Raw genomic sequence first — 24,405 nt, forward strand, 5'->3', positions numbered from 1 at the left:
GATCCACAGCCATCCGGACCGATTCAATTCCGAACGCGTGCCGCGACGAGCACCGCCACCGGCAACGCACCCAGACAGCGCTCGAGCCGAATCACGCCGTCAGGCGCCGCGACTTCGCTTCCGTCGCTCAGCCAGTCGATCCACCGCTCGCCGGCGCCTTGCGGCACGACCACGGCCGTATCGCCCCATACCCGTGGTTCCACGCGCGGCAGCGCCGGCGCTTCGCCGAGCAGCCGGCACGCGAGCCGCGTCACCGCGACCACGACCGTCGCCGCTTCGTCGCAGCGCGCGAACGCCACCGCGTGCCGCCCGAGTTTTCCGCGAACGCGCAGCGGCACGTACGCGCCGTCCGCGAACGTCGTGGGCCAGCGCGTGCGCAACGCGAGCATCCGCTCGACGAGCGCGCGCTTCACCCGCGCATCGGGCCAGTCGCGCAGGTACGCGGCGACCGGTTCGTCGACCCGCTCGGCCGCCAGCTTCGCAAACGGCACGTCGCGCCGGTTGTCCGGATCGACGAGCGAGTGATCCCATGACTCGGTACCTTGATACAGATCGGGCACGCCCGGCGACGCCATCCGCAACGCCGCCTGCGCGAGACTGTTGATGACGCCGGCCGGCGCGATCCGCGCGACGAACGCATGCAGTCGATGCGCGAAATCGCGCGTACCGTGCGGCGTCAGGATCGCGCGGACGAACGCCTCGCAAGCGCGCTCGTAGTCCGCATTCGGCGCGAGCCAGTCCGTATGCTGTTTCGCCTCGCGCAGCGCCTTCGTCTGCCACCGCACCACGCGCTCCGCGAGCGCCGCGAGTCCGGCCGCATCGTCGGGCGCGAGCCCCGGCGGCCAGCAGCCGACCAGCGTCTGGTACAGCATCGCCTCCGCGGAAGGCCCCGGCGTCCATGCAAGATCGCGATGCGCGCCGCCGCGCCATGGCTGGTTCAACGCGGACCACTCGAGCGACACCGCGCGCCACCGGTCCGGCACTTCGCTCAGCACCGCAAGCCGCACGCGCGCATCCTCGCCGCGCTTGTGATCATGCGTCGCCGTCGCGACGAGCGTGTGCGGAACGGTGCGCGCGCGTCGCCGGTTGCGTGCATGGAACGCGCCGCGCGACAGGCTGAACTCGCCGGCATCGGCGCCGACCTCGTTGCGCGACAGCAGCCGTCCGTAGCGATAGTTGGCCGTGTCCTCGACACCCTTCGCGGCGAGCGGCGCGGTGAGCTGCGCGAACGCGACACGCGCCGCGTGCAGCGCCGCGGCATCCGCGCGCGGCACGCGCGTGCCGGGCAGCCCGAGCCAGCCGGCGACGCGATCGAGCGCGTAGCGGTCGGACGGATCGATCGCCGCGCACGCCGCGTCGTACGCGTGCGCCAGCACGCGACGATCGGCACCGGTCGGTTCGTCGCCGAGGGTCGGGTAGAGCCGGTACACGGGCAGATGCACGGCGAGCTCGCCCAGCACCCGATGGATCGCAATCCGGCTGATGTCGCGCGTCGCGGGCGCGGCACGGGCGACGCGGTGCAACGCCCGCGCGACGCGTTCATGCTCGCCCGCAAGCTGCCGTGTCAGCACGCGCCGCTTGCCGGCCACCGCTTCCTGAGCGAACGAGCGCGCCGAACCCGACACGGCCGCCCAGTGCGCGGCGAGCGGCGCGGCACCAGCCGGGTCGTGCAGCAGCGCGGCGACGTCGTTCATGAAGTCGTAACCGGTCGTGCCGTCGACGCCCCAGTCCTCGCGCAGCGTCTCGCCTGCAGCAAGGATCTTCTCGACGACGACATACGGCCGCTCGTCGCGCTGCGCGGCGAGCAGCGCATGCAGGCGCCGGCAGTACGCACGCGGGTCGGCGAGGCCGTCGACGTGATCGACGCGCAGGCCGTCGATGAAGCCGGCGGCATGAAGTTCCAACGGCAGTGCGTGCACCGCGTCGAACACCGCTTCGTCTTCGACGCGCACGGCTGCGAGCGTCGCGATGTCGAAGAAGCGCCGCCAGTTCAGTTCGTCGGCGGCCGTGCGCCACCATGCGAGGCGGTAATGCTGGCGTTCGAGCAGCCGGTGAAGGCACGCGCGCGAGCGCGCGCGGCGCGGATCGGCGCCGCGCAGGATCGCGTCGAACGCATGCGGGCCATGGGTGGCGGCGTAGTCGCGCAGCGCCGCGTGTGCATCCGCGAGGCGCGCGCTGCCACGTACCGGCGCGCCAGCGAAACGTTCGGCGAGTGCGTTCAGGTCCGCCCGATTGGCGATGCGCAGGATTTCCGCATAAGTTGCGGCGGCGACCGGCAACCTCCTGCCCGGGCAGGCGAGGAAGAAGCATCCGGCTGTAGGATCGGCGCCGAGCATGATGTCGCCGGCCGCGAGCGCGTCGCCGTAGGGTGCGCCGAGGCAGGGCAGCAGCACCTTGCCGTCGAGCGCCGTATCGGGCGGATGCCAGTCGATGTCGAAGTAGTGTGCGTACGGGCTCGCCGGTCCCCATTCGAGCACGTCGTTCCACCAGCCGTTCGATGCGCCGCCGACACCCATGTGGTTCGGCACGATATCGACGATCACGCCGAGGCCGCGCGCACGCAGCGCGTCGATGAGGCGGCGGAAACCGGCTTCGCCGCCGAGTTCGGCGCGGGTCGTGCGATGGTCGACGGTGTCGTAGCCGTGCGTCGAGCCGGGCTCGGCCGTCGTGATCGGCGACAGGTACAGGTGGCTCACGCCGAGCCGCGCGAAATAGTCTGCGTGCGCGGCCGCGTCCTCGAACGTGAAGCCCGCATGCAGTTGCAATCTCAGGGTCGCGCGCGGGATCATGCATCGTCCTCCGGTACATGGCGTGCGCGCTCGATCGTCGCGATGCGTGTGCGAACGTCAGCGTCGAACAGCGCGTCGACCGTGCGCGGCAATCGGCGCAGCCAGTTCGGGTGGCCGCATGGCGGGCCGGGCAGGTTCGGCTGTTCGGCCAGTGCGAGCAGATCCTCGAGCGGCACGATCGCGAGCGGCGACGGGCTGCGCGCGACGTACGCGAGGACGGCGCCGACCGGCGGCATATCGGCGGGCGGGACCGGATCGCTCACCGGTGCGCAGCCCGCGTGCTGCAACGCGCGCCACAGCATCGCGCGGTCGGTGGCGCGTTCGGCCCGGGCGGCCGTGAGGTCCGGGGCGGGCGACGGTGTGTTCTGCGCGGAGGGCGCGCCGTGGCTGTCATCCGTGGCCGGCATATCGTCACGCTTGACCGGATTGTTCCGTTCGTCGCGGCCCGAGCCGTGTGCGGCCGCGGCGCGACCGATGTCGTCGCCGGCATTGCGTGCACTCGCGGCTCGCCGCACCTGGTCGCTCCGGTCAGCCGCATGCCTGGCCGCATCGGTATTGGCATCCGCGTCCGGGCCCGCCCCGGCCACGACCCGCCGCCATTCGAGATCGACACCACGCCACCAGCCGGCCACCGTCGGCAGATCATGCGTCGACGTCATCGCGATCGCGTCGCGATCCCACGCCGACGGCGGCCGAAACGCGCGACCGGCGTCACGTTCGAACCACAGCACGCGCATCCCCGCGATACCCTGCGCGCCGAGCCGCTCGCGAAAACCTTCCGGCACCGTGCCGAGATCCTCGCCGATCGCGACCGCGCGATGCCGTGCCGCTTCCAGCGCGACGAGCCGCACGAGATCGTCGAACGGATAGCGCAGGTACGCGCCGTCGCGCGGCGACCGGCCCTCCGGCACGATCCACATCCGCGCGAAGCCGAGCACGTGATCGATGCGAATCCCGCCCGCATGCGCGAAGGCCGCGCGCAGCAGCTCGACGAACGGCGCGAAGCCGTTCGCGCGCAGCGCGGCGGGCGTCCACGTCGTCACGCCCCATGCCTGGCCGTCCGCATTGAACAGGTCGGGCGGCGCGCCGACCGACACGCCGCGCAGCAGTGTCGTGCCGTGCGCCCACGCATCGCTGCCCGCGCGATCGGAGCCCACCGCGAGATCGGCGATCAGCCCGATCGTCATTCCCGTATCGCGCGCGGCACGCTGTGCGTTGCCGAGCGCGTCCGACGCGCACCATTGCAGGAACGTATGGAACGCGATCGTCTCGGCATGCGCATGGGCGAAGGCGTCGACCTCGGCTGACGCCGGCGTCAGCCACTGCGCGGGCCATTGCCGCCAGTCCGCGCCGATCCCGTGTTCGATGCAGAACGCCTGCAGCGCGTCGAAGCGCGCGTGCGCGTCGAGTGCCGTACCGCCCGCCGCGCGGAACCGCTCGAACGCGTCGCGCGACGGCTCGCCGTTCGCGCGCCACGCATCGAAACACGCGCGCAACCGGCGCAGCTTCAGCGGCAGCACGTGCGGCCAGTCGATCAGCGGCGCGTCGGCTGTGTTCGGCATGCCAGGCGCCGCGCCGCTCGTTCGCCGCACGATATCGGCCCCCGGCACCGCATCGCAGTCGAGATACGCGACGTTGTGCCAGCGCCGCGACGACGGTGAATACGGGCTGTCGTGCTCGGGCAGCGCCGGGTACCCGGCATGCGTCGGACTGATTGCGACCGCGTGCGCGCCGTGCCGCGCCGCACGCGTGGCGAGGCCGGCGAGCGCGGTGTAGTCGCCTGCGCCGTCGTCGCCGGTGCGGCGTAGGCTGTAAATCTGAGCCGCGATGCCCCAGCGGTGCTGCGCGTCCGGCGCGTCGTCGCAGGCATCGAACGGCCGTGTACGCGGCGGCGCGATCGCAAGCCCGATCCGCTGCTCGCCGATGTCGAGCGCGTGATAGCCGGGCAGCGCGAGCGGCGGCAGCGTGCCGTATTCGCCCGTGCCGCTCACGCGCCCGTCGACGTGTCCGCCCGTTTCGAGTGAAATCCGGAAGCGTGCGCCGGGCGGTGCGACACCGCGTGGCAGCGTGAGCGGCACGCCGGCGTCGCCGGTCACGACGCGCGGCGTCGCGTCGTGCGCGTCGGCGAGCGCGGCCGCGCTGTCGACCCGCTCGATCGGCGTGCCGCACGGCCAGCCGAGCGCACCGACGAGCGCGATGAGCGCGTCGTCGTGGACTCGCCGGGCGACGCCGCCCGCATCGATCCAGTCGGGCTCCAGCCCGGCCGCACGCGCGAGTTCGGCGATCGGTACGTCGGTCGTCATGGCCGCGTATGCCCGTTCGAGCGGTGGCTGAGCGCATCGTGGTTGACCGCGCCGTCGCGCCACGCGATGCAAGTGCGCGCAGGCAGCCGCTCGTCGGCCAGACGGTCGCGCGCGCGCGGCGGCGTTTCGAACACGATCTTGCCGACCGGCAGCGCCGACAGCACCGCGTCGTGCGAGCCGGGATTGAACGCGATCGTCAGTGTGCTGCCGTCGCCGAGCCGCCAGCGTGCGACGAGCGCCACCTCGGCGCCGTCGCCGTTGCGGGCCAGCAGCTCGACGCCGAGCGCGCGGGTGCCCGGCAGGTGCGGCGTCACGAGCGCCGCGCGCACGGTCAGCGCGCTGCGATAGAAGCGCCGCCACGCGTCGGCGTCGGGCCACGCGTCCTCATCCGCATGGCCGGGCGACGAGCGCAAGAAGGTGCCGACGTCATTCGGATCGGGAATCGTGTCGCGATGCGCGGGATCGGCGAACGCGGGAAACGCGGCGAACTCGCGGCGCCGGCCTTCGCGCACGGCGTCGGCGAGTTCGCCGCGATAGTCGGTGAAGAACTGGAACGGCTGCGTGCTGCCGTCTTCCTCGCCCATGAACAGCAGCGGAATCTGCGGCGCGAGCAGCATCAGGGCGGTGGCCGCGCGCACGGCGTCGTCGTTCGCGAGCGCGCGCAGGCGTTCGCCGAACGCGCGGTTGCCGATCTGGTCGTGGTTCTGCAGGAACGTCACGAACGCGGTCGGCGGCAGGTGCGCGCTCGGCTCGCCGCGCGGTGCGCCGCCGTGCAGCGGCGACGGCTCGCCCTGGTACGCGAACCCTTCGCCGAGCGTGCGCGCGAGATGGCGCAGCGGCGCATCGGCGTACGCGCGGTAGTAGCCTTCCCGCTCGCCGGTCAGCAGCACGTGCGCGCTGTTGTGGAAGTCGTCGTTCCACTGCGCGTCGAAGCCGACGGGCCCGAGCAGACTCGCCGCATTGCGTTCGTTCTCGAGCACCAGATGCACGTGACGCGCGTCGCCCGCATACGCGCGCACGCGGCGCGCGAGCGCGCGCAGCCACGCGTCGTCGTCGATCGCATGCGCGGCGTCGATGCGCAGGCCGTCGAAACGGAATTCGTCGAGCCAGTACAGCGCGTTGTCGATGAAGAACGCGCTCGTCTGCGCACGCGAGAAGTCGATCGCGGGCCCCCATGCGGTCTGCCGGTCCGCACGGAAAAATGCTGGTGCATAGCGCGGCAGCAGGTTGCCTTCGGGGCCGAAGTGGTTGTACACGACGTCGAGCAACACCTGCAACCCGAGCCCGTGGGCGGTGTCGACGAGTGCCTTCAATTCCTCCGGGCGTCCGTACGACGCGTCGGGCGCGAACGGCAGCACGCCGTCGTACCCCCAATTGCGCGCGCCAGGGAACGCGTTGACGGGCATCAGTTCGATCGCGGTCACGCCGAGCGCGGCGATATCCCGCAGGCGCCGCTCGACGTTCGCATAGCCGCCGCACGCGCCGACGTGCAGTTCATACAGCACCGTCTCGTGCCACGGCCGGCCGCGCCACGCATCGTTGAGCCAGCGGTACGCGGCCGGATCGACGACCTGGCTCGGGCCATGCACGCCATCGGGCTGGAAGCGCGACGCGGGATCGGGCACGGCGAGACCGTCGTCGAGCAGGTAGCGGTACAACGTGCCGGGGCCATACGGCGCGACGACCTCGAACCAGCCGTCGCCCGCGGCCGGCATCGGGATGCGCTGCTCGCCGTGCAGTTCGACGGTGGCCGTGCGGCTCGCGGGTGCCCACAGGCGGAACCGCGTATGCGCCGCGTCGATGCAGGCCGCGCCGAACGACGAGGCGAACGCGTGTGAGACGGGCGGATGGGCGGTACGTGACGTCATGGCGGCTCCTTACGCGGGCGGGGATGGCGGCACGGCCGCGACGGCGATCACGGCGGCGTGCGCGGCGACGTCGAGGCCGGCCTCCGGCCACGAACGCGGCCCGGCGTCGGGCGTCGCGGTGTCGAGCAGCACGCGGTAGTCGAGCACCGGCGCGGGGAGCCTGAACGTGATGGGGTGCGTCGACGCGTTCAGCATCACGAGCAATGCCTCGGTGCGTCCGGTGCGGCCCGTGCCGACGCGCCGCATCGTTAGCGCGCGACGCTCGCCGTCCTCCCACGCGGGCACGCTCAGCGCGCCGCCGCGCTCGTCGAACCAGTCGATCTCGTGCATGCCGGGCGCGCCGTCGCGGTCGCCCGACGGATAGCGCGGCGCGGACATCACCGGATACATGCGCCGCAGCGCGGCGAGCCGCGACACGAAACGCGTCATCTGCACGCCTTCGTCGCTGCGTGCAAGGTCCCAGTCGAGCCACGACAGTTCGTTATCCTGGCAATACGCGTTGTTGTTGCCGTGCTGCGTGCGGCCGAATTCGTCGCCGGCGACGATCATCGGCGTGCCGAGCGCGGTGAACAGCGTCGCGAGCATCGAGCGCGCGACGCGCGCGCGCAGGTCGCAGATCGACGCGTCGTCGGTCGCGCCTTCGACGCCCCAGTTCGCACTGCAGTTGTCGTCGCGACCGTCGCGGCTGTCCTCGCCGTTTGCCTCGTTGTGCTTGTGCGCGTACGAAACCAGATCGGCGAGCGTGAAGCCGTCGTGCGCGGTGACGAAGTTCACCGATGCCCACGTATGGCGCCGTTGATGATTGAACAGGTCGGCCGAGCCCGCGAGGCGCGCGGCGAGTTCGGGGCGTTGCCCTGCGTCGCCGCGCCAGAAGCGCCGCACGGTGTCGCGAAAGCGGTCGTTCCATTCGGCGAAACCGGGCGGGTGGCGGCCGAGCTGATAGCCGCCGGGCCCGAGGTCCCACGGCTCGGTGATCAGCTTGCGCTGCGCGAGCACCGGGTCCTGCCGCAACGCGTCGAAAAAACCCGCGCCAGGCTCGAAGCCGTGATCCTCGCGGCCGAGCGTCACGCCGAGATCGAAACGGAAGCCGTCGATATTGAACGCGGTGGCCCAGTAGCGCAGCGAGTCCATCACCATCTGCACGACGCGCGGATGCGACATGTTCAAGGTATTGCCGCAGCCGGTCTCGTCGACGTGGTAACGCGGGTCGCCGGGCCGCAGCCGGTAGTAGCTGGCATTGTCGAGGCCGCGCCACGACAGCGTCGGGCCGAGTTCGTTGCCTTCGCACGTATGGTTGTAGACGACGTCGAGCACGACCTCGATGCCGGCCGCGTGCAGCTGCCGGATCGCGATACGCATTTCGTCGAGCCGCCGCGTCGACAGATACGACGGCTCCGGCGCGAAGAACGCGGCCGTGTCGTAGCCCCAGTAGTTGCGCAGTCCGCGATTCACGAGCGCGCGCTGCTGCAGGAACGCGTGCACGGGCAGCAGCTCGACGGTCGTCACGCCGATCGACAGCAGGTGATCGACGAATGCCGGATGCGCGAGCGACGCGAAGGTGCCGCGTTCCGGTGCGCGCAGCCCGGCGCGGCGCATCGACGCGCCGCGCACGTGGGCCTCGTAGATCACGGTGCTGCGCCACGGCACGTTCGGGCGCTGGTCGGTGCGCCAGTCGAACGCCTCGTCGACGACCACGGCCTTCGGCATCGCGGGCGCCGAATCGCGGCGGTCCATCGACAGGTCCGCGCGGTTCGAATGCACGCGATAGCCGAACAGCGCGTCGGACCAGCGGAAATGTCCGACCAGTTTGCGCGCGTACGGGTCGAGCAGCAGCTTGGTCGGATTGAAGCGGTGGCCATGCTGCGGCTGGTACGGGCCGTCCGCGCGAAAGCCGTACACGGTGCCCGGATGCGCGTTCGGCAGGTACCCGTGCCACACCTCGTCGGTGCACTCGGGCAGGTCGAGCCGTGCGAGTTCCTTGCGGCCGGTCGGGTCGAACACGCACAGCTGGATGCGCTGCGCGTGCGCGGAAAACACCGCGAAGTTGGTGCCGAGACCGTCCCAGGTCGCACCGAGCGGATAGGCGCGGCCGGGATCGAGTCGGGATGGCAGGGCGGTCGGCATGGGGCGGGTCTCCGTGTCGAGGTCGCCGGGTGTCAGGCAGGGCTCAGCCATACGGTCGCGAGCGGCGGCAGGCGCAACGTGGCCGACCACGATTCGCCGTGCGCGGGCACGGCTTCCGCCCACACGGCGCCGTCGTTGCCGGCATTGGTGCCGCCGTACACGGCCGCATCGGTGTTCATCAGCTCGCGCCACTGGCCGGGCGCGGGCAGCCCGATGCGATAGCCGGCGCGTGGCACCGGCGTGAAGTTACTGATCGCGACGACGAGGCGTCCGACATCGTCGCGGCGCGCGAACGCGAACACGCTGTTGTCGCGATCGTCGCCGATCAGCCACGCGAAGCCTTCCGCGTGGCAGTCGAGCGCATGCAGCGCCGGTTCGGCCGCGTACACGCGGTTCAGGTCGCGCACGAGCCGTTGCACGCCGCGATGCGCGGGCGCGTCGAGCAGATCCCAGTGCGGCGTCGCGTCGTGCGCGAACTCGGCCCATTGCGCGAATTCGCCGCCCATGAACAGCAGCTTCTTGCCGGGATGCGCCCACATGAAGCCGAAGTAAGCGCGCAGCGTCGCGAGCCGCTGCCACGCGTCGCCGGGCATCTTCGTGGCGAGCGAGCCCTTGCCGTGCACGACCTCGTCGTGCGACAGCGGCAGCACGAAGCGTTCGGAGAACGCATAGACGAGCCCGAACGTCATCCGGTCGTGGTGATAGCGGCGATGGACCGGATCCTCGCGCAGATACGCGAGCGTGTCGTGCATCCAGCCCATGTTCCACTTGAAGTCGAAGCCGAGCCCGCCGTCGCCGGTCGACGCGGTGACGCCCGGCCACGCCGTCGATTCTTCCGCGAAGGTGACGACGCCCTGCGGCGCGAGCGCACCGTGCAGCGTGTCGTTCAGCGTGCGCAGGAACGCGACCGATTCGAGATTCTCGCGCCCGCCGTGGACATTCGGCACCCACTCGCCTTCCTTGCGCGAATAGTCGCGGTACAGCATCGACGCGACCGCGTCGACGCGGATCCCGTCGACGTGATAGCGCCGTGCCCATGCGAGCGCCGACGCGACGAGGAACGCGCCGACCTCGTTGCGCCCGAGGTTGAACACGCAGGTGTTCCAGTCGGGATGCATGCCTTCGCGCGGGTCGGCGTGCTCGTACAGCGCGCTGCCGTCGAATTGCGCGAGACCGTGCGGGTCGTTGGGGAAGTGCGCGGGCACCCAGTCGACGATCACGCCGATGCCGGCCGCATGCGCGCGATCGACGAAGCGCGCGAAGCCGTCGACCGGCCCGAAGCGCGCGGACGGCGCGAACTGCGCGAGCGGCTGGTAGCCCCACGAGCCGCCGAACGGATACTCGGAAATCGGCATGAACTCGACGTGCGTGAAGCCCATGCCGTGCACGTACGGGATCAGCCGCTCGGCGAGCTCGTCCCAGGTCGCGCTGCGGTCCATTTCCTCGGGCACGCGCTGCCATGACTCCGCATGCACCTCGTAGATCGACCATGGGATGCGGAAGCGGCGGTCCGCGTGCGGCCGTGCGCGCAGCCAGTCGTCGTCGTGCCACGCGAACGCGTCGAGCGCCGCCGTGTCGGCGACGACGGACGCGGTGCGCGGCGGTGCCTCGGTCGCGCGCGCGCACGGGTCGGCCTTGTGCGGCAGCACGCGCCCGTCGCTCGCGCGCAGCTCGTACTTGTAGTGCTCGCCTGCGCCGATGCCTGGCACGAACAGCTCCCACACGCCCCACGGCCGCCGTAGCCGCATCGGATGACGACGGCCGTCCCAGACGTTGAAGTCGCCGACCACCGACACGCGCTGCGCGTTCGGCGCCCACACCGCGAAGCGCACGCCCTCGACGCCGTCGATGCGCGCGGGCGTCGCACCGAGGCAGTCGAGCACGGCGGCCGGGTCGCCGGCCGCGAAACGCGCGAGCGCCGCGTCGTCGAGCAGCATGCCGAACGCATAGGCGTCGTCGGTCACCTGGCGCGTGTCGGGCCAGTCGATCGCGAGCCTGTAGTGGCCGTCGTGCGCGAGCGTCCCCGCGAAACAGCCGGCGTCGTTCACGCACGCGAGCGTGCCGAGCTCGTCGCCGTCGGGCGTCACCGCGCGCACGCGCCGCGCGCCGGGCAGCAGTGCGCGCACGACGATCCGCCCGGCATCCCCGTGCGGGCCGAGGCACGCAAACGGGTCCGGATGGCGGCCGGCGAGCAGTGCATCGATATCGCGACGGTCGAACAGCGTGTCGGTCATTGGGCGCCTCCGTTGTCGGGTGTGCCGTGCGCGTCGAGCAGGCGTTCGACGAGCGCGGCGAGCCCGCCGACCGGCACGCCGAGCCAGTCGGGGCGGTTCGCGGCCTCGTAGCACAGCTCGTACGACGCCTTGTCGATCAGGAACAGCGCGAGCAGGCGATCGGCGTAGCGCGGGTCGACGAAGCGTTCGGGCGCCTCGTCGGCGGCCGCGCGATAGCATTCGACGAAGCGGTCGGCGGCGGCCTGCCCGAAGCGGTCGAACAGCGCACGCTTGCGGCCGGCCGCCTGCGGCGGCGCCTTCTCGATCGCGAATTGCGCGGTCGCGCTCACGTACGACAGCGAGCGCAGGAAGCCGGCCACGTCGCGCAGCGGATGCGACTTCGCACGGCGCCGCGCGAGCGGACGCGCGGGCTCGCCCTCGAAGTCGATCAGCAGCGCGTCGCCCTGCACGTCGAGCACCTGGCCGAGATGGAAATCGCCGTGAATGCGCGTGCATTGTGCGTCGAGCGTGCGCGGCACCAGTTCGCCAAGCGCCTGCACGGCCGCGTCGCGCGACGCGAGCAGCGTGTCGGCGGCGGCGCGCATGGCCGGATCGAGCGCATCGAGCCGCGTGGCCAGTACGTCGAGCGCGTGCCTGAACGACGTGATCGCGTCGAAACACCAGCCGTCGACGTGCTCGGGCGTCGCGCGCTCCGGCGTGAACGCCGGATCGTCGCACGGCTGCGCCAGCGCGACGTGCAGCTGGCCGAGCCGCGTGCCGACGATGCCCGCGAACGCCGCGTAGCCGAGCAGCGCATCCGGCTCCTCGTCGGGCTCGGCCGCTTCGCCGTCGGCGACGGCGGGCAGCGCGAGCTCGTCGACCGCGCGTTTCAGGAAGTCGAACGAACGCGTCCACGCGTCGCCCTGGTTGTCGACGTAGCGCTGCAGGATCGCGACCGTATGCGGCGAGCCGTCCGGATCGACGTGCACGACCTCGCCGGCAAGCGTCGCGGTGTTCGCGTAGCCGATCCGCGTCAGGTGGCGGCTCATCTCCGCTTCCGGATGGATGCCGTGCGCGACCTTGCGCACCAGCTTCAGCACGATCTCGTCGCCGATCACGAGCGAGCTGTTGCTCTGCTCGGCCGCGAGCCAGCGCACGTCGGCGTCGTCGCCGGGGTCGAGCGCGGCAAGCGCATGTTCGGGCAGGAAGTCGAGGCGGCCGCCGTCGGACGTCGGCACCGTCGCGCCGTCGCGCAGCTTGCGCAGCATCCCGCGCGCGAACGCGGGCAGCGCGAATGCGTCGGTCAGGTAGCCGACCGTGTGGCCGCGCCGCACGCGCGCGAGCGCGAGCTGGGCGAACAGCGGATGCGACGTCTCGCCGCCCCATGCGGCAGCCAGCGGCACGACGTAGCGTTCGACGCCGCCGTCGCTCGCGGACACCCAGGCCTCCGCGTACTGGAACGGCTCGTCCGGTATCGGCGTGACGACATTCAGCCACGCATTGCCGATCTTGCGGTCCTTCGACGCGAACCAGCGCCGCCGCGTGAGCCACGACGCGAGCGCATCGTGCGCGAGCGTATGCAGCTGCCCGACGTCGGGCCGCACGTCGCCGCGCCGCATCACGATCGTCACGTACTCGGGCAGCGGCTCCGCGTGCGGCTGCCGCCACGACGGCTCGCGGCCGTGCTCGGACAGCACGAACCATAGAAACCCGTACGGCGGAAAGGTGAGCAGGTAAGTGAGCTGCCCGATCGGCGGAAACGCCGAGTCCGACGTCATCTCGATCGGCACGCGGCCCGCGAATTCGGAGAGGTCGAGTTCGACCGCCTGCGACGAGCGCGACAGGTTCGCGACGCACAGCACTGTCTCGTGGCCTTCGAGTTCGCGCAGGTACGCGAGCACCTTGCGGTTCTCCGGGCGCAGGAAGCGGATCGTGCCGCGCCCGAACGACTGCGTCGCGCGACGCGTCGACAGGATGCGGCGCATCCAGTTCAGCAGCGAATGCGGGTCGCGCGTCTGCGCCTCGACGTTGACCGCGTCATAGCCGTACAGCGAGCCCATCACGGGCGGCAGCACCAGCAGTTCCGGGTCCGCGCGCGAGAAGCCGCCGTTGCGGTCCGACGACCATTGCATCGGCGTACGCACGCCGTCGCGGTCGCCGAGGTGGATGTTGTCGCCCATCCCGAGTTCGTCGCCGTAGTAGATGACCGGCGTGCCGGGCATCGACAGCAGCAGCGAGTTGATCAGCTCGATGCGGCGCCGGTCGCGCTCCATCAGCGGCGCGAGGCGGCGCCGGATGCCGAGGTTGAGCCGTGCGCGCCGGTCGGACGCGTAGGTCTGCCACAGCAGGTCGCGCTCCGAGTCGGTCACCATCTCGAGCGTCAGCTCGTCGTGATTGCGCAGGAACACGGCCCACTGGTTGCTCGGCGCGAGCGCCGGCGTCTGCCGCATGATGTCGACGATCGGGAAGCGGTCCTCGCTCGCGATCGACATGTAGATGCGCGGCATCAGCGGGAAGTGGAACGCCATGTGGCATTCGTCCTCGTGGCCGAAATATTCCTGCACGTCTTCCGGCCACTGGTTCGCTTCCGCGAGCAACATTCGGTTCGGATACTCGGCGTCGATCGTCGCGCGAATGCGTTTCAGGATCGCGTGCGTCTCCGGCAGGTTCTCGTTGTTGGTGCCTTCGCGCTCCACCAGGTACGGAACTGCGTCGAGCCGCAACCCGTCGATGCCGAGATCGAGCCAGAAGCGCATCACCTGGAGCACCTCGCGCACGACGGCCGGATTGTCGAAGTTCAGGTCCGGCTGGTGCGAGTAGAAGCGGTGCCAGTAGTACTGGCCTGCAATCGGGTCGTGGGTCCAGTTCGACGTTTCGGTATCGAGGAAGATGATCCGCGTGCCGGTGTATTTCGTGTCGGTATCGGACCACACGTAGTAGTCGCGATGTATCGAGCCGGGCTTCGCGCGCCGCGCGCGCTGGAACCACGGATGCTGGTCCGATGTGTGGTTGATCACCAGTTCGGTGATCACGCGGATCCCGCGCGCGTGCGCTTCGCGGATGAAGCGCCGCACGTCGGCGAGCGTGCCGTAGTCGGGATGCACGTCGCGGTAATCGGCGATGTCGTAGCCGTCGTCGCGGCGCGGCGACGGGTAGAACGGCAGCAGCCAGATCGTGTCGACGCCGAGCTCGGCGATGTAGTCGAGCTTCATGATCAGGCCGGGGAAGTCGCCGATCCCGTCGTTGTTCGAGTCGTAGAACGACTTCACGTGTACCTGGTAGATGATCGCGTCCTTGTACCACAGCGGATCGTCCGCGCAGAGCGCGGGCGCGCGGCGCCTCGACCGGCGCCGGCGCGGCGTGCCGGCCGGTGCGAGCGAAGGGAACTGCGCGCGGCGCACGTCGTCGAGGGAGTCTTCGCGTTTCATCATGCGTGTGCTCCGGAAGGGTGTCGGGCGTGGCCCGGCTCGGGCGCCGCCGCTCGCGCGGCGCCCGGAGACGGCGCGAGCCGCCAGATCGCATACGGCCGCACGTGCGGGTCGAGCGACACGTAGTGGCGGTGCCCGCGCCACGTTTCGGCATGCGCGGCGTCCTGTTCGAACGCGTCGAGCGGTTCGCCGTCGACGAGCCCGAAGCTGCGCCACAGCGACGCGTCGAGCGTGAAGTTCGCGGCCTGCGGGTGCCACGGGTCGAGGCTGATCGCGACCGCGACGACGCTGTCGTGCGCGGGCGTTGCCTTCACGAACACGAGGACCTGGTCGTTGTCCGCGTCGGCGAACGTGAGGCCGAGGTGAGTCTGCAGCGCCGGATGCTCGCGCCGCGCGCGGTTCAGCCGCGCGACTTCGGCGCCGATGTGCGCGGCCTTGTTCCAGTCGCGCGCGCGCAGCTCGTATTTCTCCGCGTCCGCGTATTCCTCGCTGTCGGGCAGCGGCGCCGATTCGCCGATCTCGAAGCCCGAATACAGGCCCCACGAGCCGGCGAGCGTCGCCGCGAGCGCCGCGCGGATCACGAACTGCGAGCGCGGCGCGTTCTGCAGGTGGCGCGGATTGATGTCGGGCGTGTTCACGAAGAAGTTCGGCCGGAAAAACTCGCGCGGCGGACCGGCCGTCAGCTCGGTCAGGTAATCGATGAACTCGCGCTTCGTCTCGCGCCACGTGAAATACGTGTACGACTGCGAGAAGCCGACCTTCGCGAGCCGGTACATCATGCCCGGCCGCGTGAACGCCTCCGACAGGAACACGACGTCCGGATGCTTGCCGCGCACGTCGGCGATCATCCACGCCCAGAACGGAAGCGGCTTCGTGTGCGGATTGTCGACGCGGAAAATCCGCACGCCCGCGTCGACCCAGAACAGCACCGCGTCGCGCAACGCGACCCACAAGTCGGGCAGCGCGTCCGGCGCGTAGAAGTCGGGATTCACGATGTCCTGGTAGCGCTTCGGCGGATTTTCCGCGAAGCGCAGCGAGCCGTCGGGCCGCCATGCGAACCAGCCCGGGTGCGCGGCGAGCCACGGATGGTCGGGCGAGCACTGGATCGCGAAGTCCAGCGCGATCTCGAGCCCTTGCGCGCGCGCCGCCTCGACCAGCGTCCGGAACGACGCGAGCGTGCCGAGCTGCGGATGCACGGCCGTGTGGCCGCCGTCGTGCGAGCCGATCGCGTACGGGCTGCCGACGTCGTCCGGGCCGGCCTTCAGCGTGTTGTTGCGGCCCTTGCGCGCGGTCGTGCCGATCGGGTGGATCGGCGGGAAATACAGCACGTCGAAACCCATGTCACGGATGCGCGGCAACTGCGCGATCACGTCGTCGAACGTGCCGTGCCGGTGCGCATCGTTGCTCGCCGAGCGCGGGAACATTTCGTACCAGCTCGAGAAGCGCGCGGCGCGGCGCTCGACGTCGACCGGATAAACCGTTTCGTCATGGGTGACGAACGGCCGGTAGCGCAGCGCCGCGAAGGCATCGGCGAGCGCGGGCGCGCCGATCAGCGCGAGGCGTTCGTCGGGCGACGCGTCCTTGAATTCGGCGCTCAGCCGTTCCATCTGCCCGATCGCGCGCGGATCGGCCGGGTCGGCCTGCTTCAGCGCGGTCGCGAGCAGCAGTTGCGCTTCGCGCACCTCCAGCGTCACGTCCTGGCCGGCCGCACGCTTCTTCGCGATGTCGGTGACGAGCGATGCCCAGTCGTCGCGCCATGCGATCACGCGGAACGCGTGGCGGCCGAGCCGGTCGAGCGAGATGCGCGCGTGCCAGCGATCGTTCGGCTCGGCGACGAACGGCACTTCGCGCCAGTCGTCCTCGTCGTCCGCGCGCCATTGCAGCGCTGCCGCGAGATGCGCATGCCCGTCCGAGAAAATAGATGCGTGTACAACCAGCGTTTCGCCGATTACGCGCTTGATCGCGAAGCGGCCTCCGTCCACGGCCGGCTCGACGCGTTCGATCGCGATCCGGTCGGCCACGAGCGCGGCGGACAGCGCGGTGCGCTCGCTCGCGGCGTCGGCGCGCGGGATCGCCGGCGGCGCGCGCCAGGCTTCGCGTAGCGCATAGCCGCCGGGTTCGAGCGTGAACGCTTCCAGCGCGACCGGCGCGTGCTTGCGCGCGCCGTCCGGCGTCGCGACATGGGTGAAGCAGCCCGGCACGCCGGGCAGGATCGTGGCGGGATCGACCGGCGCTTCGGTATCGAGATCGGGATTCAGCGCGATCAGCAGTGCCGTGTCGTCGTGCTCGAGCGACGGGCCCGTGCCGCGTAACAGCGCGGTCGCGGCTGCGCCGGGCGCGCTCAGTTGCGCGATTTCGCCGCGCTGGGCCGCGAGCGGCGTCGCGCGGCGCCACGCGTTCGCGTCGGCGATCGCGCCGGACAGGTCGAAGCGCGCGCTGTCGAACGCGGCGCGATAGCGCGTGGCATCCGCATCGCGTGCCATCAGCGGCAGCGTGACGCCGCGCTCGAAGCCCATCGGCACAAGCCAGCCGGTGCCGACCGCCGCCGCGGTCCACAACGCGCGGTGATACGCCCGGGCGACCGTCTCGTCCGGCGCGTCGCGCCAGTCGTCGGCGAGACGCGGGCCGTCGTAGGCGTCGGGAAACGCGATCGGCGAGCCGATGCGCCGCAACAGACGGTGTTCGTCAGCGAACCACGGCGAACGCAGATCCCACCAGCGTACCGACGAGAACACCGCGTCGAAGCCGGCCGCCTCGAATTGCGCAAGCGCGTCGCGCGCATGGCCGGGTACGCCGGCCAGCACCGTGACGTCCGGGCGCGCGCGCCGCAGCGCCGCGCGCCAGCCGGGCCACCACGCGGCCGGCAGATGATGCGGCGCGTCGATCAGGAAGCCGGCCGCGCCGGCGTCCGCGAACGCAGCGAGATGCGTGCACCACCACGCGGCGAGTGCGTCGTGTGTCGAATCCTCGCCGACCTGTGCATGCGCGACGTCGAGTTCATGCGCGGCGCGGCGCGGATCGATCAGCGCGTCGTCGTGCGAGCGCTCGACGTACCAGTCCGGATGCTCGACGCGCAGCGGATTGGCGCGCGCGATGCGATCGGGCACGACTTCGAGCATCACGCGCAGCCCGTGGCCGTGCGCGAGTTGCGCGAGCCGCGAGAACGTCTCGAGCGCGCCGGCGCGCGTCGCGAACGTCGCTGCCGGCCGATGGAAGTCGGCGACGTGACGCGGAAAACCCGCGACGCTGGCGGCCCAGAAGCCGCCGATCAGCACGTGATCGAAGCCCATGCCCGCGATGTGTGCGAACGTGTCTGGCCACGCGTCGAGCGGACCGACGAGGCGGGCATCGCAGAAGTAGAGGTGTGGGGCGAAGGGGGGCGTGACGTTCATGGAATGGCGTGGGCGGGCGGCGGCGAACGGTAACGGCCGTGCGCCGCAACCCGCGTGCCTGCGGCGCTGCGCCCCGCGCGGCAACGTGCGTGCGGGATGCCGCGTGCTGAACCTCTGTCGTTTTTACATAAACGCTGTGCGGTCGTTGCATCGTGCGCGGAGCGGGGTGCGTCCGGCGTCGTCACATGCGCGGAATCGAGCGGATGTCCGAACTGTCGCCGGCGGCCGGATCGTCGTCCGCTTCGGGAAGCGGCGCTCCGGGGTCGTAACGCACCGGCGCGCCGCGCTCGATCCGGTGCGCGAACGCCGGCGGGGTATCGACGTCGTCGCCGAAGCGCGCCCGCACGAACGCGCGCAGCAGCGCGGTGCGCGGGTCGGTCGCGCGCGCCGCGCAGGTCGACGGGCCGTCGATGAAGCATGCGTCGCATTCGACGCCGTCGCCGCGCCGCGCGATCCGCAGGTCGCCGACGCGATCGAGCACCGCTCCCGCGTCGGCCCACGACGCCGACGGCGCGAAATGTGCATCGAGACGCCGCAATGCATCGCACGCAGCGGTCACGATCAGTTGCGGCTCGACGGCCGTGAAGCACAGCGTGTCTTCGTCGTCCGCGCACAATGCGCGCGCGCACCAATAGTCGAGGGCCGTTCCGGCGAGTTCGTCGGTTCGCATGGGCAAGCTCCGTCAGGGTTTGTCAGCGCGGTGGGACGCGTGCGCAAGCTGCGTGCCGGGCTGCCGGATAGCGGGCACGGCGTGTGCTCACGGGGCCGACGGCGCGCGCGGCGATCATGCGGCGCGCATTTTTTGCATCGCCATCGCAGATAAGCAGAGGGGGCCAGCATGCAGCATCAACAGGACGCACAGGTGCGCGACCCGTATCGCGGCCACGAGATTCGGGTCTGGGCGCGGCGCAACGCGCGCGGCGCGTGGGATGACGAAGTGCAGGTGTATGTCGACGGCGCGCGCATCGAGCTCAGCGTGCCGGAGCCGGCCGGCCCGGATTGGGAAACCGAGGACGAGGCGCTGCGCGCGGGTGTCGAGCGCGGGCGTTATCTGGTCGACAAGCGCGTCGACGACGATTGACCCGACTCGACCGGCGCGGCCGGAAGCTTGCACGCGGCGCGACAAACCGACGAAGGTGACGCCGGAGAGCCGGACGCCGCGGGTCAGGCGGACGATTCAGGCATCACGGCCGCGCCGCGATCTCGTCGAGGTGCCACAGCAGATCCGCCGGATCGTCATACACGCGTAGCGCGCCCGCGCGCTCCAGCTCGTCGCTGCCGTAACCGCCGGACAGCAACCCGACGCCCAGCGCGCGGCAGCGGCTCGCGGCGAGCATGTCCCAGATGCTGTCGCCAACCACCACCGTATGCTCGATCGGCACGTTCAGCTTCGCGGCGGCCGTCAGGAACAGATCGGGATCCGGCTTCGCATACTTGACCTGATCGCGCGTGACGACCACGTTCTTCGCCGGATCGACGCCCAGCGCCTCGAGGTTGATGGCCGCCGTTTCCATCCGTCCGCTGGTCGCGATCGCCCAGCGGATGCCCGCGTTCGACAGCGCGGCCAGCAGCTCGCGTGCGCCCGGCAGCGGCCGGACCTGCGCGCGCAGCCGCTGGTACGCGGCCGCGTGCAGCCGCGCGAGCCGTTCGACGCGCTCGGCGTCGATGTCGCCGGCCGTCTCGCGCAGCAGCTGATTCAGGAACAGGCCGCCGCTCATCCCGATCTTGCGGTGGATGCGCCACACCGACAGCTCGATGCCCTCGGCATCGAGCGCTTCCTTCCACGCGAGCACGTGCTGGTAGACGCTGTCGACGAGCGTGCCGTCGAGATCGAACAGAAACGACGTTTCAATGCGCATGTTGAATCTCCTGGCCCGATGAGGTTCGGGCGAATCGTCCGCGAAAAGTCCTTCGACGCATTATCGGCGCGCGGCCGTGTCATCGCCATGTCCCGGCGCCGCGGACGGCAGCGGCGTGTCGTTTGCCGCTGGTACAATCGCGCCGATGCGCCGGGCCGGCTGCCCGCGCCCCCAACCCTCGTCGAATTCCCGTATGGCAACTCCGGACGCCGTCAGTTCCGAACAGTCGTGGTGGGGCGTCCTGGCCCTGGCACTCACTGCCTTCATCTTCAACACCACCGAATTCGTGCCCGTCGCGCTGCTGAGCGCGATCGGCGACAGCCTGCGGATGCAGCCGACCGACGTCGGCCTGATGCTGACGATCTACGCGTGGGCCGTCGCGGTCGTGTCGCTGCCGCTGACGTTCGTCACGCGCCATGTCGAACGTCGCAAGCTGCTGAGCTGCGCGCTGCTGGTGTTCATCGGCAGCCATGTCGTCACCGGCGTCGCGTGGAATTTCACGGTGCTGATGATCGGCCGGCTCGGCATCGCGTGCGCGCATGCGGTGTTCTGGTCGATTTCCGTCCCGCTGGCCGTGCGGCTCGCGCCGAGCGACCGGAAAAGCCGCGCGTTGAGCCTGCTCGCGATGGGCACGGCGATCGCGATGGTCGCCGGCATTCCGCTCGGGCGCGTGATCGGCGAGGCGCTCGGCTGGCGCGTGACGTTCCTCGTGATCGGCGGCGCGGCGGCCGTCGCGCTGCTGATGCTGCGCGCGACGCTGCCGACGCTGCCGAGCCAGGGCGCCGGATCGCTGTCCAGCATCGGCATGTTTCTCAGGAAGCCGGCGCTGGTATCGCTGTACGCGATCACCGTGCTGGTCGTGTCCGCGCATTTCACGTCGTACACGTACATCGAGCCGTTCGTGCAGAGCGTCAATCACGCGAGCAGCAGCCGGATTACCTACGTGCTGATCCTGTTCGGCGTCGCCGGCATGCCGGCCGCGGTCTGTTTCAACCGCGTGTTTCCGGAGCGGCCGGCCGATTTCCTGCTCGCGTCGATCATCGCGCTGTCGGCGTGTCTGCTGATCCTGTTCCCGAGCGCGCTGAACATCGTCACGCTGTCGGTTCACACGCTGGTGTGGGGCGGCGCGATCGTCTGCTTCGGGCTCGCGATGCAGGCCTGGGTGCTGAAGCTCGCGCCCGAGGCGACCGATCTCGCGGTGTCGATCTTTTCCGGGCTGTACAACGTCGGCATCGGTGCCGGCGCGCTGCTCGGCAACCATATCGCCGGGGATTTCGGCCTGCCGTGGATCGGCACGTTCGGCGGGGTGGTCGGGATCTTCTCCGCCGGGATCGCGTGGGCCGCGTTGCGGCTGCATGAGCGGCCGGCGGTGGCGTAGTCCGCCGTCAGTGCCATCGCACTGCATGCCGCATGCCGCATGCCACATGCCACATGCCATGCCGGGCGCGGCCTTTGCTTGAGGCTTTCTGGTCGCTCGCGTGGCTGCAGATCATCAGACATTGAAGACACTGTGGAAGCGCTTCAGGCGCCTATCGCCACCGCAATGATCTGGCCACGGGGACGTGGCCGCATCGCGGTGCCTTCGTGCGGAATACGGGCGGCGGGCCACACCGCATTCCCATCAGGAAAACCCTGATCCGCCCGTCCGGACCTCGATTTCCGTCGACGTCGCCAACCGCCAGCCTGCCCGCATTTCACTACTCGCCACGCGGTGCCCTGAAACCTGTCCCGCTCCTCCCAGCAAGCCTTCCAGCCACGCCAACCAGACAAAACGGGTATGGCGCGATGCAATATTTCCCGATCTGAAGCGAATTTCAATACCTGACAGGTATGAAAAAGCGAGGCCAAAAGTATTGGACGGTCCATTTCCCCGCCGCGTATAAATCCGTTCCATGAACTCCCCACACGCAGCGTGCCCCATGTCTCCTGTCACCATCGAACGCATTGAAACCCGCCTCGTCGACCTGCCGACGATCCGTCCGCACAAGCTGTCGGTCGCCACGATGCACGGCCAGACGCTGATGCTGGTGAAGGTGACCTGCAGCGACGGCGTGACGGGCACAGGCGAAGGCACGACGATTGCCGGGATGGCCTATGGTCCTGAAAGCCCGGAAGCGATGAAGCTCGCGATCGACGCATACCTCGCGCCGGCGATCATCGGCAAGGATGCGACGCGCATCCAGGCGCTGATGGCGTTCCTCGGCAAGCTCGCGAAGGTCAATCATTTCGCGAAGAGCGCGCTCGAAACCGCGCTGCTCGACGCGCACGGCAAGCGCCTCGGCGTGCCGGTCAGCGAACTGCTCGGCGGCCGCCGGCGCGATCGCCTGCCGGTCGCGTGGACGCTCGCATCGGGCAACACGGCGACCGATATCGCCGAAGCCGAGCGGATGCTCGACCTGCGCCGCCACAACGTGTTCAAGCTGAAGATCGGCGCGAAGGCGCTCGACGCGGACATCCGCCACGTGGCCGAGATCAAGCGGGCGGTGGGCGAGCGCGCGTCGGTGCGCGTCGACGTGAACATGGCGTGGAGCGAAACGCAGGCCGCGCGCGCGATTCCGGCGCTCGCCGATGCCGGCTGCGAACTGGTCGAGCAGCCGGTTGCGTCGGCCGCGGCGCTCGCACGGCTGATGCGCCGCTTCCCGGTCGCGCTGATGGCCGACGAAATCCTGCAGGGCCCGGACAGCGCATTCGAGATCGCGAAGCATCACGGCGCGGACGTGTTCGCGATCAAGATCGAGCAGAGCGGTGGCCTGTTCGCGGCGCAGCGCGTCGCGGCGATCGCGGATGCGGCCGGCATCGAGCTGTACGGCGGCACGATGCTCGAAGGCGCGTTCAGCACGGTCGCATCCGCGCATCTGTTCGCGAGCTTCGCGAACCTGCAGTGGGGCACCGAACTGTTCGGACCGCTACTGATTACCGAAGAGATTCTCACGACCCCGCTCGACTACAGCGATTTCGAACTGACCGTGCCGAGCGGCCCGGGCCTCGGCATCGAGCTCGACGAAGCGAAGGTCGCGCGCTTCACCCGCGACGGGCTGACGAAAGTCTCCCGCTGAATCGCGATCACGCGCGACAACCCGCGATAACACGATCACGCACCAGGACATCACGATGCTTTTCCACGTACGCATGGACGTCAACCTCCCGGCCGACATGCCGGCCGGCGTGGCCGACGAGATCAAGACCCGCGAGAAGGCGTATTCGCAGGACCTGCAGCGCAGCGGCAAGTGGCGCCACATCTGGCGCATTGCCGGTGAATACGCGAACTACAGCGTGTTCGACGTGTCCGGCAACGCCGAGCTGCACGAGATCCTGACCGGCCTGCCGCTGTTCCCGTACATGAAGATTTCGGTGACGCCGTTGTGTCGCCACCCGTCGTCGATACACGACGGCGACGTTTGAACCACGGGCCGCCTCTTCCGCAACGGCGGGCACCGGGTCACCTTTCCCCAAAATACACGTGGAGACACCATCATGAGCGTCAAAGTATTCGAAACCAAGGAAGTGCAGGATCTGCTGAAGGCCGCGTCGAACGCGGGCGCCAATGGCGGCAACGCGCGCACGCGGCAGGTCGTGCTGCGGCTGCTCGGCGACCTGTTCAAGGCGATCGACGACCTCGACATTACGCCGGACGAAGTGTGGGCCGGTGTTAACTACCTGAACAAGCTCGGCCAGGACGGCGAGGCGGCGCTGCTCGCGGCCGGTCTCGGCCTCGAGAAGTATCTCGACATCCGGATGGACGCGGAGGACGAGGCGATCGGACTCGACGGCGGCACGCCGCGCACGATCGAAGGCCCGCTGTACGTCGGCGGCGCGCCGGTGCGCGACGGCGTCGCGAAGATCGACCTCGATGCGGATGAAGGCGCGGGCCCGCTCGTGATCCACGGCACGGTCACGGGGATCGACGGCAAGCCGGTGGCCGGCGCGCTGGTCGAGTGCTGGCACGCGAACTCGCACGGCTTCTACTCGCATTTCGACCCGACCGGCGCACAGAGCGATTTCAACCTGCGCGGCGCGGTGAAGACGGGCGCGGACGGCAAGTACGAATTCCGCACGCTGATGCCGGTCGGCTACGGCTGCCCGCCGCAGGGCGCGACGCAGCAGCTGCTCGACCGCCTCGGCCGTCACGGCAACCGCCCGGCGCACGTGCACTTCTTCGTGACCAGCGACGGCCACCGCAAGTTGACGACGCAGTTCAACATCGACGGCGACCCGCTGATCTGGGACGACTTCGCGTATGCGACGCGCGAGGAGCTGATTCCGCCCGTCACCAGCAAGACCGGCGGCGCCGCGCTCGGGCTGAAGGCCGACGCATATCAGGACATCGAGTTCAACTTCGTCCTGACGCCACGCGTCGAGGGCAAGGACAACCAGATCGTCGAACGCCTGCGCGCTTCCGCTACGGCATAACCGCCCGACGGCACGGCGG

General features: G+C 70.1%; 15 protein-coding genes. 5 read left to right on the top strand and 10 right to left on the bottom strand.

Going from position 1 to position 24,405, the window contains the following annotated elements:
* Window positions 1-23: 23 nt before the first annotated feature.
* From treY to DIE08_RS08315, 8 genes are all read right to left on the bottom strand, one after another.
* Window positions 24-2,789 (bottom strand): malto-oligosyltrehalose synthase, encoded by a 2,766-nt coding sequence (gene treY, locus DIE08_RS08280; protein ID WP_124901584.1) that lies wholly within the window; start codon window positions 2,787-2,789, stop codon window positions 24-26.
* Window positions 2,786-5,092 carry a 4-alpha-glucanotransferase gene (gene malQ, locus DIE08_RS08285; protein WP_124901585.1) on the bottom strand — a complete coding sequence of 769 codons (2,307 nt, stop codon included), beginning with the start codon at window positions 5,090-5,092 and terminating at the stop codon, window positions 2,786-2,788. The genes treY and malQ overlap by 4 nt, the downstream gene beginning before the upstream one ends.
* The gene (gene treZ, locus DIE08_RS08290; RefSeq protein WP_124901586.1) at window positions 5,089-6,960 is read right to left on the bottom strand and encodes a malto-oligosyltrehalose trehalohydrolase; all 1,872 of its coding nucleotides are present in this window, start codon (window positions 6,958-6,960) and stop codon (window positions 5,089-5,091) included. The genes malQ and treZ overlap by 4 nt, the downstream gene beginning before the upstream one ends.
* Before the next feature lie 9 nt (window positions 6,961-6,969).
* Window positions 6,970-9,084 carry a glycogen debranching protein GlgX gene (gene glgX, locus DIE08_RS08295; protein WP_124901587.1) on the bottom strand — a complete coding sequence of 705 codons (2,115 nt, stop codon included), beginning with the start codon at window positions 9,082-9,084 and terminating at the stop codon, window positions 6,970-6,972.
* Window positions 9,085-9,116: 32 nt separating this feature from the next.
* A complete protein-coding gene (gene glgB / locus DIE08_RS08300; RefSeq protein WP_124901588.1) occupies window positions 9,117-11,318 on the bottom strand; it encodes a 1,4-alpha-glucan branching protein GlgB in 2,202 nt (733 codons plus the stop codon).
* On the bottom strand, window positions 11,315-14,725 hold the full coding sequence (gene treS / locus DIE08_RS08305) for a maltose alpha-D-glucosyltransferase (RefSeq protein ID WP_124901666.1): 3,411 nt from the start codon (window positions 14,723-14,725) through the stop codon (window positions 11,315-11,317). Before treS ends, glgB begins: the two co-directional genes overlap by 4 nt.
* Entirely contained in the window at window positions 14,725-18,117 is a 3,393-nt protein-coding gene (locus DIE08_RS08310) for an alpha-1,4-glucan--maltose-1-phosphate maltosyltransferase (protein WP_124901589.1), read from the bottom strand. The genes treS and DIE08_RS08310 overlap by 1 nt, the downstream gene beginning before the upstream one ends.
* 181 nt (window positions 18,118-18,298) lie before the next feature.
* Window positions 18,299-18,787 carry a phage protein NinX family protein gene (locus DIE08_RS08315; protein WP_059602449.1) on the bottom strand — a complete coding sequence of 163 codons (489 nt, stop codon included), beginning with the start codon at window positions 18,785-18,787 and terminating at the stop codon, window positions 18,299-18,301.
* Window positions 18,788-18,955: 168 nt separating this feature from the next.
* Here DIE08_RS08315 and DIE08_RS08320 point away from each other — a divergent pair, with 168 nt between their 5' ends.
* Window positions 18,956-19,198, top strand: a complete 243-nt coding sequence (locus DIE08_RS08320; RefSeq protein ID WP_124901590.1) for a DUF6566 family protein — start codon at window positions 18,956-18,958, stop codon at window positions 19,196-19,198.
* Between the two features lie 103 nt (window positions 19,199-19,301).
* Here DIE08_RS08320 and DIE08_RS08325 read toward each other — a convergent pair whose 3' ends face one another.
* Window positions 19,302-19,976: an HAD family hydrolase gene (locus DIE08_RS08325; protein WP_044843419.1), complete on the bottom strand. Its 675-nt coding sequence runs from the start codon at window positions 19,974-19,976 to the stop codon at window positions 19,302-19,304.
* Window positions 19,977-20,169: 193 nt separating this feature from the next.
* Between DIE08_RS08325 and DIE08_RS08330 the strand changes: the two genes are divergently transcribed.
* Window positions 20,170-21,354 (top strand): sugar transporter, encoded by a 1,185-nt coding sequence (locus DIE08_RS08330; protein WP_124901591.1) that lies wholly within the window; start codon window positions 20,170-20,172, stop codon window positions 21,352-21,354.
* Between the two features lie 243 nt (window positions 21,355-21,597).
* On the opposite strand, the gene DIE08_RS08335 is transcribed toward DIE08_RS08330, so the two are convergent.
* On the bottom strand, window positions 21,598-21,870 hold the full coding sequence (locus DIE08_RS08335; protein ID WP_124901592.1) for a hypothetical protein: 273 nt from the start codon (window positions 21,868-21,870) through the stop codon (window positions 21,598-21,600).
* Window positions 21,871-21,895: 25 nt separating this feature from the next.
* Between DIE08_RS08335 and DIE08_RS08340 the strand changes: the two genes are divergently transcribed.
* The 3 genes from DIE08_RS08340 (at window position 21,896) to catA (ending at window position 24,386) form a co-directional block, all read left to right on the top strand.
* Window positions 21,896-23,032: a muconate/chloromuconate family cycloisomerase gene (locus DIE08_RS08340; protein WP_059602459.1), complete on the top strand. Its 1,137-nt coding sequence runs from the start codon at window positions 21,896-21,898 to the stop codon at window positions 23,030-23,032.
* Window positions 23,033-23,087: 55 nt separating this feature from the next.
* Window positions 23,088-23,378 carry a muconolactone Delta-isomerase gene (gene catC, locus DIE08_RS08345; protein ID WP_059602461.1) on the top strand — a complete coding sequence of 97 codons (291 nt, stop codon included), beginning with the start codon at window positions 23,088-23,090 and terminating at the stop codon, window positions 23,376-23,378.
* 72 nt (window positions 23,379-23,450) lie between these two features.
* On the top strand, window positions 23,451-24,386 hold the full coding sequence (gene catA, locus DIE08_RS08350) for a catechol 1,2-dioxygenase (RefSeq protein WP_124901593.1): 936 nt from the start codon (window positions 23,451-23,453) through the stop codon (window positions 24,384-24,386).
* Window positions 24,387-24,405 lie beyond the last annotated feature (19 nt).

The sequence above is a fragment of the Burkholderia sp. Bp9004 genome (genome assembly GCF_003858025.1).
Lineage (GTDB): Bacteria > Pseudomonadota > Gammaproteobacteria > Burkholderiales > Burkholderiaceae > Burkholderia > Burkholderia diffusa.